This window comes from Accumulibacter sp., from assembly GCF_031732815.1.
GTDB lineage: Bacteria > Pseudomonadota > Gammaproteobacteria > Burkholderiales > Rhodocyclaceae > Accumulibacter.
This window is the reverse complement of sequence record NZ_JAVMKF010000083.1, coordinates 1-14,671: the sequence shown is the minus strand read 5'-3', so window position 1 is coordinate 14,671 and position 14,671 is coordinate 1. Positions and strand designations below refer to the sequence as shown.

The following is a 14,671-nucleotide window of genomic DNA, read 5'->3' as shown; positions in this document are numbered from 1 at the left end:
GGGACGGCGATGAACTCGCAGCTACTTGAACACTTCAACCGCGAACTGAGACACCTGAGGGAGGTCGGTGGCGAGTTCGCGCGCGCCTTTCCGAAGATCGCCGGTCGCCTGGGAATGGAAGGCATCGAAGTCCAGGATCCGCTGGTCGAAAGGCTGATCGAGGGCGCCGCGTTTCTCGCGGCGCGCATCCAGGTCAGGTTGGACGCGGAGTTCTCCGAGTTCTCGCATCACTTGCTGGAAATGCTCTACCCGCACTATCTGGCACCGACGCCGGCGATGCTGGTGGCGCAATTCCAGCCGGTTCTGGCTGACGCCAACCTGGCAGTGGGCTCACCGGTGGAACGTGGGACGAAGATTCGCAGCGTGGTGGACCAGACCGAGGCAACGGCCTGCGAATTCGTTACGGCGCATTCGGTGACGCTTTGGCCGATCGAAGTGCTGGCGGCGAGCTATTTTTCGCATGCGCCCGATCTGTCGCTTGATCGGGTGAACTTGCCCAGGCCCTGCCGAGGCGGCGTGCGTATCAAGCTGCGCTGTTCGGCGGGCCTGAGCTTTGCGCAGACGGCGATCGACTCCCTGTGCTTTTTTCTCGGCGGTGCCGACGAAGGGGTAGCCTGCAAGCTGCACGAACTGATCGGCAGCCGTTCGCTGCTCGGCGCCTTGTGCGTCATCAATTCGCCGCGCGCGCCGGCCGTACACCACCTGATTCCGCCGGAGCAGCTTCGCTTGATCGGTTTCGACGACGAGCAGGCGCTGTTGCCGCTTCCCGCACGCAACTTCGGCGGCTATCGCCTGCTGCAAGAGTACTTTGCCTTTCCCCAGCGCTATCTGTTCTGGCAGATCGATGGCCTGGCGCCAGCCGTGAAGCGTAATTCCGGCAGCGAAATGGAACTCGTCCTGCTCTTCGCGAACAACGAACCGAGTCTGGAAAAGGTGGTCGATTCGTCGAACTTCCTGCTCAACTGTACGCCGGCGATCAACCTGTTCGAGAAGACGATCGACCAGGTCGATCTCAGCGAAACCAGGCACGAGTTCCATGTCGTGGCTGACCGCACTCGACCGCTCGACTACGAAATCTACGATCTGACCGAGCTGGAAGGCTACGGCATGGGTGTCGACAGCCGACAGATTTTCCTGCCGTTCTACGCCGATTACCACGCGGGCGAGACGGCGGCGCCCGGCTTCTTTTCGCTGCGCCGCACGCCGCGCTTGCCGGCCGATATCCGTCGGCGGCGTACCGGTTATGTGGGCAGCGAGGTGTTCCTGTCGCTGGTAGACCCGCAGGCTGCGCCATACAAGGCGGAGCTGCGACAGTTGTCGCTGCGCGCTCGGTGCACGAATCGCGATCTGCCGCATTTTCTGCAGTTCGGCGCTGCGCAGGGCGATTTTTCACTCGAGATTGCCGCCAAGGTGGAAGCGACACGCTGTGTGAAAGGTCCGTCAAGACCGTATCCTGCCCTCGCCGACGGGGCGCTGGCGTGGCGCTTCATCAGCCTGCTGTCGCTCAACTACCTGTCGCTGCTTGACGTCAACGCCGATGAAGGAGCGGCTGCTCTACGCGAAATTCTCAGCCTGCACTTGAAGACGCCCGACCCGGAAATGCGCCGGCAGGTCGAGGGGCTGCGTTCGGTGCGCTGTGAACAGGTCGTCGCGCGCCTGCCGATGCCGGGTCCGCTGTGTTTCGGGCGCGGCATTCGCGCCTCGCTCGAGGTCGATGAACTCCATTTCGAGGGCGGCAGCGCTTTTCTCCTCGGCAGCGTGCTCGAACGCTTTCTGGCGCGACACGTGACGATCAACAGCTTCAGTGAAACGGTGCTGCGCTCGCCCACGCGCGGCGAGATCATGCATTGGCCGGCACGATGCGGACGGCGCCCGATCATCTGAACGGCGGCCTCGATCGCCTCTTCGCCGCGGTCGAGCAGGCGCCGTGGGCATGGGACTTCTATCAGGTCCTGCGCCGCGTCGACTGCCTGAGCAGCCAGTCGCCGCGCCTCGGAACGGCGCGCCGCCCGGCGGACGAGGCGATTCGTCTCGGTCAGGACCCGGCGCTCACTTTCGCCCCGGCCGAGCTGTCGGCGCTGAGCCGCAGCGCGCACGGTTTGCCGCCGCGTCTGGACGTGCGCTTCCTGGGACTTTTCGGGCCGAACGGTGCGCTTCCGCTCTATCTCAGCGAGTACGTCTTCAATCGCACGCAGAGCAAGGATCAGACCTTGGCGCGCTTTGCCGACATCATCCACCACCGTTTCCTGCTCCTCTTCTACCGGGCTTGGGCGCAGGCGCAGCCCTGCGTCAACCTCGACCGGCCGGCGGACGATCGCTTTGCCGTCTATGTCGGCGCCTTTGCCGGCATCAGCCTGAACAGCTTGCGTGGACGCGACGCTCTGCCTGATTTCGCCAAGTTGCACCATGCCGGGCTGCTCAGTCGCCAAGTGCGTAACGCCGAGGGACTGGCTCGCCTGGTTGGCGGCTTTTTCCGCCTGAACGCCAGCGTCGAGCAGTTCGTCGGCGATTGGCTGCTGATCGACGAGCGCGATTGGTCGCTCCTCGGCAAGGCCCGTTGCTGTCTGGGCAGCGAAGCTCTGCTCGGCCGGCGGGTCTGGGACCGCCAGCACAAGTTCCGCTTGCGCATCGGTCCGCTGACGCTGCGCGAGTACACCGGCCTGCTGCCCGACGGCGCGGCGATTGCCCGCCTGGCAGCGTGCGTACGCAATTACGCCGGACTGGAGTACGCGTGGGACGCGCAACTCGTCCTGCGCGCCGACCAGGTTCCCGGCCTGCGGCTCGGCCAGGGCTGTCGTCTGGGTTACACGAGCTGGCTGGGCGAGCGGAACGGCAGTGCGCCGGCCGACGATCTGGTCCTTGATGTGGAGCGAGCGTTGCGGCGCCAGGGCGACGCCGAGCCTGCTTCACCGGACATGAATTCCAAACTTCAAAGGTGAAAGCGTCATGAGCGAAATCAGCCGAGTGGCTTTGTTTGGCAAACTCAACCGCCTGGCGTACAAGGCGATAGAGGGCGCAACCGTCTTCTGCAAGTTGCGGGGAAATCCCTACGTCGAGCTGGTGCACTGGCTGGTGCAGATTCTGCAGACGCAGGATTCTGATCTGCATCACATTTCCCGGCACTTTGCACTCGATGCCGGCAAGCTGAGCGCCGATCTGACCGCGGCTCTCGACCGCTTGCCGCGCGGCTCGACGTCGATCTCCGACCTTTCGGAGCATGTCGAGAGCGCTGCCGAGCGCGGCTGGGTCTATGGTTCGCTGATGTGCGGCGAATCGCAGGTGCGCACCGGCCACCTGTTGCTCGGAGCCTTGAAGACGCCCAGCCTGCGCAACGTCCTGTTCAGCATTTCCGGCGAGTTCAAGCGGATTGGCGGCGACGCGCTGGCGGACGATTTCGCCCGGATTGTCGCCGGGTCGCCGGAGGATCGCTTGATCAGCGACAGTTCGGACGCCGGCGCGACACCCGGTGAGGCCAGCGGTGCAATCGCACCGGCCGCCCTCGGCAAGCAGGAGGCGCTGAAGCGCTTCACGGTCGACCTTACCGCACAGGCGCGCGCAGGCAGGATGGACCCCATCGTCGGACGCGACGAGGAAATTCGCCAGGTGGTCGACATCCTGATGCGCCGCCGGCAGAACAACCCGATTCTGATCGGTGAGGCCGGCGTCGGCAAGACAGCGGTGGTCGAGGGTTTCGCCCAGCGCATCGCGCGCGGTGACGTACCACCAGCCTTGCGTGAGGTCACCCTGCGCACGCTTGACGTCGGCTTGCTGCAGGCCGGAGCCAGCATGAAGGGCGAGTTCGAGCAGCGCTTGCGCTCGGTGATCGACGAGGTGCAGGCGAGCGCCAAACCGATCATCCTGTTCATCGACGAGACGCACACGCTGGTCGGTGCGGGCGGTGCCGCCGGTACCGGTGACGCGGCCAACCTGCTCAAGCCGGCGCTGGCGCGCGGCACCTTGCGTACGATTGGTGCAACGACTTTTGCCGAATACAAGAAGCACATCGAAAAGGACCCGGCATTGACCCGGCGCTTCCAGGCGATCCAGGTCGACGAGCCGAACGAGAACAAGGCGATCCTGATGATGCGCGGCGTCGCGGGAATGATGGAGGGGCATCACGGCGTGCAGATTCTCGACGAAGCGCTGGAAGCTGCGGTCAGACTGGCGCAGCGCTACATTCCGGCGCGCCAACTGCCCGACAAGTCGGTCAGTCTGCTCGACACGGCGTGCGCGCGCGTCGCGGTCAGCCTGCACGCGACGCCAGCCGAGGTGGACGATGTGCGCAAGCGCATTGGCGCGCTGCAAACCGAGTTGCAGATCATCGGGCGCGAAAAAGCGATCGGCATCGACTTGGGCGACCGCGAGACGCAGGCGCAGGCTGCGCTGGCCGCCGAAGAAGAGCGCCTGAGCGAGGTCGAGCAGCGCTGGGAGGAAGAGAAGTCGCTGGTCGCCGAAGTGTTGGCCCTGCGCGCCAAGCTCAGCCAGGCGCCGCCCGCTGCCCGTGCCGGCGAGGCAGACGGCGGAGCCGACGCAGGGCGGCCGGTTGCGCCAGAGGATGTCCCGGCAGCAAGGCCCGCTGAGGCGCCGGCAGCAGGGTCGGACGAGGCCGCGGCGACCGCTCCGGCGGACGAACGGCCGCTGCTGCTCGCTCGTCTGCGCGCGGTGCAGCAACAACTGGGCGAGCGGCAGGGCGAGCATCCGCTGGTTCTGCCCAGCGTCGACTATCAGGCGGTGGCGAGCGTCGTCGCCGACTGGACGGGGATACCAGTCGGCCGGATGGCCCGCAATGAAATCGAAACCGTACTGAATCTGCCGCAGATTCTTGCCCGGCGCATTGTCGGTCAGGATCACGCGATGCAGATCATCGCGCGCCGCATCCAGACTTCGCGCGCCGGGCTGGACAACCCGAACAAGCCGATCGGCGTCTTCATGCTGGCCGGCACGTCCGGCGTCGGCAAGACGGAGACCGCGCTCGCACTTGCCGAGGCGCTCTACGGTGGCGAGCAGAACGTCATCACGATCAACATGAGCGAGTATCAGGAAGCACATACGGTATCGACGCTGAAAGGGGCGCCGCCCGGTTACGTCGGTTACGGCGAAGGCGGTGTCCTCACCGAAGCGGTCCGCCGCCGGCCGTACAGCGTCGTTCTCCTCGACGAGGTCGAGAAGGCGCACCCGGATGTACACGAAATCTTCTTCCAGGTCTTCGACAAGGGCTGGATGGAGGACGGCGAGGGGCGCGTGATCGATTTCAAGAACACCTTGATTCTGCTGACGACCAATGCCGGAGCCGATCTGCTGGGCAAGCTGTGCCAGGATCCCGATCTGATGCCCGACGCCGAGGGGCTGGCCAAGGCGCTGCGCGAGCCGCTGCTCAAGATCTTTCCGCCCGCCTTGCTCGGCCGCCTGGTCGTCGTTCCGTATTACCCGCTGAGCGGCGAGATGATCGGCGTCATCGTCCGCCTGCAGTTGGCGCGCATCGAGGAGCGTATTCGGCGCAACCACAAGCTGCCGTTCACCTATAGCGACGCGGTCGTTCAGTTGATCGCCAGCCGCTGTACCGAGTTGGAAAGCGGCGGGCGGATGATCGACGCCATCCTCACCAACACCTTGCTGCCGCGGATCAGCGCCGAGTTCCTCAGCCGACTGGTCGAAGGCAGATCGCTCGCACGCGTGCATGTGAGTGTCGAAGCCGAGGATTTCAGCTATGCCTTCGACTAGCCCGACCGTTGTCCGCACAGTTACCGGTCGCATCCGGCCAAGCGCCGTGCGAACCGTTCACCGGGCGAGCAAGTGATGTCCGCTACGCCGCCACGATCAGCCGCCGGGCAGGAAGAACAGGAACTAGGCATCGCCGAAGCGCTCGCCTACGCCACGCAGCTTCACCGTAATCGCCAGCTCGACGCCGCCGAAACGCTCTACCGACGAGTTCTCGCCGCCGTTCCGGAACAGCCCGATGCGCTGCATTTCCTCGCTTTGCTGCGCTTTCAGCGCGGCCGGCCGGAAGAGGCGGTCGAACTGCTCGCACGCGCAATCGCGCAGGCGCCTGACTTTGCCGACTTCCACGGCAATCTGGGCAACATTCACACCTCGCTCGGCCGGATCGAGGAAGCGACCGCGAGTTATCAGAGGGCGATCGCGCTCGATCCGCAGCGCGCCGATTTCCACAACAACATGGGCGTGCTGCAGCGCGTCATCGGCGACCACGCGGCGGCCGAGGGGGAATTGCTGCGCGCCGTCGAGCTCGATCCACAGCACTTTCGCGCGCACAACAATCTGGGCATGCTCTACGCGACGCAGGAGCGGATAGAGGAGGCCGTGCAGCATTACTGCCGCTCGATCACGCTGATGCCCAGTCACCCGGACGGGCACAAGCTGCTCGGCCTGGCGTACTACTCGATTGGCCGGATTGCCGAAGCAGCCGAAGTCTTTCGCCAGTGGCTGGTACAGGAGCCGAACAATCCGACGGCGCGCCACCTGTACGCTGCGTGTTCGGGTCAGGACGTGCCGCAGCGCGCGCCGGACGACTATATCGTCGAGACCTTCGACAAGTTCGCCGAAAGCTTTGAGGAGCAACTGACCAGCCGTCTGTCGTACAAGGCACCCGAGTTGATCGTCGCCGCGCTGGCCAGACACCTGCCGCCCCCCGACAAGCGTTTCCGCATCCTCGACGCGGGCTGCGGCACCGGTCTCTGCGGTCCCTTGCTGGCCGCGCACGCCGCTGCGCTGACCGGCGTCGATCTATCGGTCGGCATGCTGGAGAAAGCGGAAGGCAAGGCGTGCTACGACCATCTTTACCGGATCGAACTGACGCGTTTTCTCAACATGCCGGATGAAGCGGCGGCCTGGGACGTGATCGTTTCGGCCGATACCCTGTGTTATTTCGGGCCGCTCGACGCCGTCTGTCGGGCCGCCCGGGCAGCGCTGCGCGGCGGCGGCTGGCTGGCTTTCTCGCTCGAGGACGGCGGCGAGCGGGCGCAGGCTGTCGGGCACGTGATCAACCCGCACGGGCGCTATGCGCATTCGGCCGAATACGCCGGGCGCTGCCTGCGCGAGGCCGGGTTGATCGTCATCGACATCGCGCAGGCCACGCTGCGCACCGAAGGCGGGCGTCCGGTGGCCGGGCTGCTGGTCGTCGGACGCGTGCCGGATGCCACCGACGGCGGTGGCAGCGCGGTTGATTTTCCGGGTCCGGGCGGAGCGCTTGCCCGACCGGCTTGAGCTATGATTGACGGGCGATAACTGCAGTGCGAAGGCGGAGGTTCCGATGCTTCAGGCGCGCGTAAAGAGGCTGGTCAAGGTAGTCACGCCGCTCAAGGACGAGCTGATGTTCAGCCGCCTGGACGGCCAGGATGGTCTGTCGCAGATGAGCCGGTTTCAGGTCGTCGTGCTCGCCAGACGCGGTGACATCAAGGCCGACGAGCTGCTCGGCAAGAGCGTTTCGGTCGTTCTCACGACGCCGCACGACGGGCAGCGCGAATTCAACGGCCTGGCGACGGGCCTGTTCCAGGTCGGCGAGCAGGGCCGCTATCATCGCTACTCGATCGTCGTGCGACCCTGGATCTGGCTGCTGACACGGACCAGCGACTGCAAGATCTTTCAGGAAAAGACGACGGAGGAGATCATCCGGGCCGTTTTTGCCGACCACCCCTACGCCGACTTCGCCTTCGAGCTGACCGGCAAGTACGTTCCCTGGGCGTATTGCGTGCAGTATCGCGAAACCGATTTCAACTTCGTCGCCCGCCTGATGGAGCAGGAGGGAATGCACTTCTTCTTCCGCCATCAGGGCGGCAAGCATAAGCTGGTGATTACCGACGGCGCGCAGGCACACGCCTCGCCAGCCAACTACGAGATGGTGCCGTATCTCGACCCGGAACAGGCGGGCGCCCGTCAGGAAGAAGGCATTCGCCACTGGTCGCACGGCTGCGAGATTCAGCCGACACGCTATGCCATGCGCGACTTCAACTTCGAAAAGCCGCGCGCCAATCTGCAGGCTGATGCCACTCCGGCGCGACCGCTGACGCACGACTTTCAGAGCAAGCTCGATGTCTTCGACTATCCTGGCGAGTACCGCGAGCGCAACGAAGGCCAGCAGTATGCGCGTATCCGGATCGAGGAACTCCGCCATCAGTTCGATCTCTTCGACGGCGAAAGCAACGCCGCCGGCTTGGCAAGTGGCGTCGTGTTCAAACTCGATCGCCACCCGCGCCCGGATCAGAACCAGAAGTACCTGGTGATTTCCGCCGATTATCGCGTCGAAGAGAGCCAGTACGAAGCCGACACGGCGGGCGGCGAACTCTTCAACCTCCATTTCCGCGCGATTCCGGCTGCGCAGACGTTCCAGCCACCGCGCAATACACCGAAACCCGCCGTGCAGGGCCCGCAGACCGCAATCGTTGTCGGCAAGGCGGGCGACGAGATTTACACCGACAAGTACGGCCGGGTCAAGGTGCAGTTCCACTGGGATCGCTACGGCAAGAACGACGAGAACAGTTCATGCTGGATACGCGTTTCGCATCATTGGGCCGGACAGAACTGGGGCATGATTGCCATCCCACGCGTCGGCCAGGAGGTGATCGTCGAGTTCCTGGAAGGCGATCCGGACCGGCCGATCATCACCGGACGGGTGTACAACGCCGACCAGATGCCGCCCTACGACCTGCCGGCGAACATGACGCAGACCGGCATCAAGAGCCGTTCGAGCAAAGGCGGCGGTGTCGCCAACTACAACGAAATTCGCTTCGAGGACAAGAAGGGCAGCGAGCAGGTGCTGATCCACGCCGAGAAGGACATGAGCACGACCGTCGAGAACGACGACACGCATACTGTCGGTCACGACCGCAAGAAGACCGTCGACAACGACGAAACAACCGAAGTAAAGCACAACCGGACCGAGACGGTTGGCAACGACGAGACGATTACCGTCAACAACAACCGCAGCGAGACGGTGCAGGGCAACGAAACGATCAGCATCACCGGCAACCGGACGGAGAGCGTCAGCGGCAACGAGACGATTGCCATCAGCGGAAACCGCGACGAGTCGGTCAGCGGTAACGAATCGATTGCCGTCACCGGGAGTCGCGAGGAATCGGTCCGCGGCAGCGAAACGGTCAGCGTGACCGGCACGCTCGACCACTCGATCACCAGCGCCGCCACCTACAGCTCGACAACCTCGATTACGCTCCAGGTAGGCGGGTCAACCGTTGAGATCAAACCGTCGCAAATCACCCTGAGTTTTGGCGCGTCGTCGATCAAGATCGACGCCATGGGGGTTACGGTGATGGGTCTGAAGATCTCGCTGAATGGTTGAGGTCCTGCAGCCATGGCGCTGAATCCGGTCGAACAGCGCATCGCCTACCTGGGCGGCGAATGGATTGCTTTTCGCGACAACAGCGCCGCGCGTCTGCTGGTCTGGCAGGTGCACGCGGCGGCAGAGCGCCTGACGCAGGCTTTTTTCGCGGCCCAGAAGCTGCCGGTCGAATACCGCACCGGCGACTTGTTCATCGTCTTCGAGCCGCCGTTCGAGCATTCGATCCAGTACGCACGCGAGCTGAAGGCCGCGCTCATCGGGCAGTACGAAGCGAGTCGCGACGAACTCGTCGAGCAGGGACTCGCTGCCGATTGGCGTCCGGCAGTGAGCAGTCGGCCCGATTCTCCGGCCGGTTTCATTGCCGCGCTATGCTCTCTCGGCTCGGCCTATCACCGCCATCTGGGGAGCCTTGTGGCCGTCCTGCTGCCGCCAACGGTGAGCGACACCGGTGCCTTCTGCGGCTGGTTGCAGCGGGCCGTGGCCGCCGGTCTGCCCGACCGTCTGCGCCTGCTCGTCGTCGATACGATCGAGCAACCGCGCTGCGCGACTTTAGGCGAGTTGGACGACCCGCGGATGGTTGTCGCCCGCCCGACGATCGACGCGCTGAGCATGGCGCAGGAGACCTTCGCCCAGGAAATGGCCGTTGGTCCGGCAGGGATCTTCCGCAATCATCTGATCGGCCTGGCGGGTCTGCTCGAGAAGGGAACGGCGGATCAGGTCAAGGTCAAGGCACTCGACGCTCTGGCCTTTGCCCGACAGCAGAAGTGGGCCGATCAGGAAGTCGTCGTACGTCTTCTGGTCGGCGGTGCCTTGCTCAAGGAGGCGCGCTGCGCGGAAGCGGTCAAGGTCTACGAAGCGGCTCGCGTGGCGGCCGAAACGACCGTTGCTGGCGGCCATCCGGCTGGGCACAAGCTCGTCCTGCAGACCTGGTTCGGACAGGCCGGCGCGCACCTCGCAAGCGGGCAGGAACGCCAGGCGTTCGCCTGCTACGAGCACGCTGCGCGCGTTGCCGAACTCGACCGCAACCCCTTGCTCGCCATCGAGGCGCAGCGCATGGCGGGCTACTGCCAGACGCGCCTGGGCGATGGCGAAGCCGCTGCCGCCCACTGCCGGCGGGCGCTCGCCGGGGGCGCCCAGATCCGTCCCGAGGCACGCGGCATGACGACCTTGCCGCTGACCGCCAGCGACCTGCTGAAAGTCGTCGATGGCGAACGCTTCGGCCTCGTCGAGCAGCTCAAGCGGCGTCTTGACGAGCGCCTGGCAGCGCTACTCCGCGTAGCGGACGAGCAGGCGACTTTGGCGGGCCCGGCGATCAGCCAGGAGGCAGCGCAAGTAATCGAGGATGATCTGGCGCGTGCTATCGAGCAAGCGGAACGCGCCGCCGAAGCCGACTTGGCACGCATCGTCGGCGCCGGCTCGGAGGGTTTTCGCCGACACTTCGCCGAGGCGCGCGGCCTGCTCGGCAGCGACTGGCCGCTGGCCGGTAGCGCCGGCTTCCCGGCGCTGGCCGCGCTCGGCTCCTCGGGGCACGCAGGATGACGCTGGCGGCCAAACACGGCGACCCGCAACTCGGCGTCGACATCCACCTCTGCACGGTGCCGCCGGGAGTACCCGCGCCACTGCCGACACCGCACATGTCGATCGTCTTCGACCCGTTCGACTACGTCCCGATCATCGGCGCGACGGTCACCGTTTGTGGAATGAAGCGCGCGACGGCGGGAACCAGTGGCATGGTCGTACACATTCCGCCGGGCTTTCCATTCGCGCCCAAGTTGCCGGACAAGGAAGACGAACTATTCATGGGCAGCGCGACGGTGGTCGCCGACGGCGATCCCTTCTCGTTCATCGGGCTGCCGGTTCTCGGCTGCCAGGTCGCCGGCATGGTCAGCCCGCCGCGACCGAAGAAGAAGAGTCCGAAGAAGGTGATGCTGCTGCCGACGATCTTCAACCTGGCCATTCCGACCAATGTTTTCGTCGGCGGGCCGCCGACGATCTCGATGATGGGCATGGCGTTCAAGGCGGGTTTTGCCGCCTTGGGCAAGTTTGCCCGCTCGAGCCTGTTCAAGAAGATGCGTGTCAAGCTGGCGGATGCTCTGGGCGTGAAGAAACCGGGTTTCCTGCGCTGCGTCATCTTGCGCGCCGAACCGGTGAGCATCCTCAACGGCGCCGTCGTCGTCGAGCAGGAAGACTTCGAACTGCCCGGCCTGCTGCCGATCAACTGGCTGCGCGAGTACCGCTCGGACAGCGGCTACGTCGGTTTGTGCGGCTACGGTTGGCAGACGCTGGCCGACATCCGGCTGGAGGTCGACGTAATCGACGGGCGGGTGCTCGTCCATGGACCGAACTTCGGTCTGATGGCTTTCGAGCGCCTGCCCGCTACGCCGGGCGAGGAGGGCGGCGAACTGGAACTGATGGACGGCTCGCGCCTGCTCGACCTTGGCGAGTTCTTCCGCGTGCAGAGCAAGGACGACCGCTTCTACGATTTCCCCAAAGCGCTGGCGCGCGACTCCGACCACGGCATCCGCCGCTTTCCGATCGGTCGGATCGCCGATCGCTGCGGCAATTCGCTCGACTTTGAATACCGGTCCGGCCGACCGTGCGCCATCCACGACTCGGTCGGTCGACGCCTCGTACTCACCGTCGAAAACGGCCGACTGACCGCCGTCACATTGAGCGACCCGACGCGCGGGGTCGAGCACACTTTTATCCGCTACGCCTACGATCAGGATGGCGACCTGATCGCTGCCATCGACGCGCTGGGCGAGCCCTACCGCTTTGCCTACGAGCAGCACCGCATGCAACGCCACACCGACCGCAACGGGCTGTCTTTCCACTACGCCTACGCGATGTCGGACGAGGGCGAATGGCGCGTCGTGCACGCCTGGGGTGACGGCGGGCTGTACGATTACCATTTTGCCTATCTCGACGCGATCAACGAACGCCGCATCACTGATTCGCTCGGTCATGTCTCGCTCGTCAAACTCGACGAACGCGGCCTGCCGATCAGCGAGATCGACCCGCTTGGCGGGCGCACGATCTACGAATATGACGACTGCGGTCGCACGACGGCCGTCGTCGATCCCGCTGGCCGGCGCACTGAGTACGTCTACGACGAGCGCGGCAACCTGCTCAAGCTGACCCGCCCCGACGGCGCCAGCATCCAGACCGAATTCGATTCAGCCGACAAAGCCGTCGCGATTACTGACCCGAGCGGCGCGCGTTGGCAGCAACGCTGGGATCGCCACGGCCTTCTCGTCGAGCAGACCTCGCCGCTCGGCAACGTCTCGCGCTACGAGTACGATGCGCGGGGGCAACTCCTTGCCTTCATCAATCCGCGCGGAGCGCGCACCGAACTCGCTTTCGATGGCTTGGGCAACCTCAGTTGCCTGAGCGACGCTTTGGGACATCGGACACGCTTTGCTTACGACGCGCTTGGCAACGTTACCGGCAAGCTCGACCCGCTCGATCACAAGACCCTCTACCGCTACGACGCCAAGGGTCGCCTGACCGATGCGCGCCAGCCCTCGGGTGCGACCATACGCTGCGCCTACGACGCTGAAGACAACCTCACCCGCTACGTCGACGAAAACGGCGCTGTGACCAAGCTGGAATACTTCGGCCAGGGCGAGATCGCCAAGCGCATCCAGCCCGACGGATACAGCGTTCAGTACCACTACGACAGCGAAGAGCGGCTGATCGCCATCACCAACCAGCGCGGCGAAACCTATCAGCTCAAGCGCGACGCGCTCGGGCGCATCGTCGAGGAAGTGGACTACTGGGGACAGGGGCGGCGCTATGCCTACGACGCGAGCGGCTACCTGAGATCCTCGACCGATCCGCTCGGGCGCACCATCGGCTACGCCACCGATCCATTGGGTCGCATCCTCAAGAAGACCCTGCCCGATGGCTTCGTCGAGACCTTCGCCTACGACGCCAATGGCAACCTGGTCGAGACTGCGAACACGCATGCCGCCATCAAGCGCCAGTTCGACGCAGAGGGCCGTCTGACCGAGGAGGTGCAGGGCGCGTTTTCGATCAAGAACAGCTACGACGCCACCGGTAATCGGGTCGCCCGCGAGACCAGCCTGGGCAATGCGGTCGCTTATGAGTTCGACGCGCTCGACCAGGCAGTTGCCGTGCGTATCAACCAGGAGGAGCCGATCCGCATCGAGCGGGATGCCGCCGGCAGGATTGCCCGCGAGCAGCTCAGCCCGCAGCTCTCGCGCCAGTTCCGCTACAGTGCCGACGGCTACCTCACCGAACAGGCCGTCTCGGCCAACGGCTCGCCGCTCTTCGCCACGCGCTTTGCCTACGACCCGGCGGGCAACCTCACGCAGCGCAGCGACAGCCAATACGGTACTGACGTCTATCGCTACGACCCGCTCGGCCGCATCACCGAGCACCTCGACCCGCAGCGCCGCGTCACGCGTTATCTCAACGACCCGGCGGGTGATCGACTCCGGACGCGGATCGTAGAGGGCACGCGCCAGCGCGTCGTGGGCGGAGGGGTGGTGGAGGGGGAATGGAGCCGGGAAGGTGAGTACGAGGGAACGTATTACCGATTCGATCGGGCCGGCAATCTCATCGAACGGCGCGATAGTGAGCGGGATCTGCATCTGGTGTGGGATGCCAATCAGCGGTTGATCGAGAGCCGTGCTGATGGGACAGTCACCCACTATGGCTACGATCCTCTCGGCCGCCGGCTATTCAAGGAGACCGGGGAGAAGCGCACGCTGTTCTATTGGGATGGCAATGCGTTGGTGGGGGAGGCGGTGCTTGTGCTCGAGCAGGCGAAGGAACCTATGCCCGCAGTCGATGGCAAGGTCGTCGCAATCGCCGAGCAGCGACAGAAAGCCCAAGCGGTCATTCCACAGGAGGGAAGGGAATACGTCTACTACGCGGAGACTTTTGAGCCGCTCGCTTTGATTGGAGGTGCGGGAGGTGCCCAACGCATCTACCACTATCATAATGATCCGAATGGGTGTCCGACGAGGTTGACTGGCACTGGCGGCGATGTGATGTGGGGGGCCACCCATGCCGCGTGGGGGCAGATTGCGAAACTCTACGTTAACCAGGTTGATAACCCGATACGGCTACAAGGACAGTACTTCGATATTGAGTCTGGTCTAACATATAATCGACACAGATATTTCGAAGCCGGACTAGGCCAGTTCGTAAGCCAGGATCCGCTGGGGTCTTTCGCGGGTCATCATTTGTACGAATATGCACCGAATGCTTGGGGTTTCATCGATCCGCTAGGCCTCAGCTGCAACACGCTACGAGGCCCTTCCGAAAAGTTTCGAAAAGCCCCAAAGGGAGGAGAGGCTCTTACCTCGCGGGCTGCTCGAAGAGAGGCGATGC

The 14,671-nt window shown here is 64.5% G+C and carries 7 protein-coding genes; all 7 read left to right on the top strand.

Annotated elements, in window-relative coordinates; translation table 11 throughout:
• The first annotated feature begins 9 nt into the window (after positions 1-9).
• Positions 10-1,884 carry a type VI secretion system baseplate subunit TssF gene (tssF, locus tag RKP46_RS06765; protein ID WP_311105933.1) on the top strand — a complete coding sequence of 625 codons (1,875 nt, stop codon included), beginning with the start codon at positions 10-12 and terminating at the stop codon, positions 1,882-1,884.
• The gene (gene tssG, locus RKP46_RS06760; RefSeq protein WP_311105932.1) at positions 1,860-2,939 is read left to right on the top strand and encodes a type VI secretion system baseplate subunit TssG; all 1,080 of its coding nucleotides are present in this window, start codon (positions 1,860-1,862) and stop codon (positions 2,937-2,939) included. The genes tssF and tssG overlap by 25 nt, the downstream gene beginning before the upstream one ends.
• Positions 2,940-2,946: 7 nt before the next feature.
• The gene (gene tssH, locus RKP46_RS06755) at positions 2,947-5,721 is read left to right on the top strand and encodes a type VI secretion system ATPase TssH (protein ID WP_311105931.1); all 2,775 of its coding nucleotides are present in this window, start codon (positions 2,947-2,949) and stop codon (positions 5,719-5,721) included.
• A 75-nt stretch (positions 5,722-5,796) separates the two neighbouring features.
• The gene (locus RKP46_RS06750) at positions 5,797-7,221 is read left to right on the top strand and encodes a tetratricopeptide repeat protein (protein ID WP_311105930.1); all 1,425 of its coding nucleotides are present in this window, start codon (positions 5,797-5,799) and stop codon (positions 7,219-7,221) included.
• Positions 7,222-7,267: 46 nt separating this feature from the next.
• Positions 7,268-9,310, top strand: coding sequence for a type VI secretion system tip protein TssI/VgrG (locus RKP46_RS06745; protein WP_311105929.1), 2,043 nt, complete (start codon positions 7,268-7,270; stop codon positions 9,308-9,310).
• Between the two features lie 12 nt (positions 9,311-9,322).
• Entirely contained in the window at positions 9,323-10,849 is a 1,527-nt protein-coding gene (locus RKP46_RS06740; RefSeq protein ID WP_311105928.1) for a hypothetical protein, read from the top strand.
• Positions 10,846-14,671: RHS repeat-associated core domain-containing protein (locus tag RKP46_RS06735; protein WP_311105927.1), on the top strand; the 3,826-nt coding region annotated here is incomplete at its 3' end. The genes RKP46_RS06740 and RKP46_RS06735, both read left to right, overlap by 4 nt.